The 480-nt window shown below is 57.1% G+C and carries 1 protein-coding gene; it reads left to right on the top strand.

Annotated elements, in window-relative coordinates; genetic code table 11:
• Window positions 1-167: 167 nt before the first annotated feature.
• A partial coding sequence (locus AC1RO3_RS08575; RefSeq protein ID WP_481764014.1) for a hypothetical protein occupies window positions 168-480 on the top strand: 313 nt, incomplete at its 3' end.

The raw sequence follows: 480 nt of genomic DNA, 5'->3' as shown, positions 1-480 counted from the left end.
CGGGCCCCGATGCTGCGCGTGACTGCCGAACACAACATGGTGAACAACCACCCCGTGTACAGCGCGACCGAAGTCAACCGTCTCTTGCAGTACACGCAACGCATGCGTGATTTGGCGGATCGTCTTCAGGCCCGCACGCGTCACATCGTACAGCGGGAGTCGATCTGATGCGGCCCATGTTTGCTGTACAAGTCACGAGTCGTGACGATGCCGAGCTGCACAAGACGATCGAGGCGTTGAAGCAAGCTGGTCTCGACTATGAAACGTTCGGTGTGATCCCATTCGAGTACGAGATCACGAATCTTGAAGCGTTCCCCACCGATCGCCCGGTCATACCGCTGTGTGGCACCAAGGTCCTCGACATGTGGCTGAAGAAGCTGGTCCCCGAAAACTGGCATCTCTTCTACAACGAGCATCACATGGATCAGGCGTACGCGGAACGGTTCTACGGCACTCAGCTCCTGAACTATTGGTGCGATC

This window comes from Dellaglioa sp. CoH-57-MRSF-19 (assembly GCF_056781975.1).
This window is presented reverse-complemented; position numbering and strand designations above follow the sequence as displayed.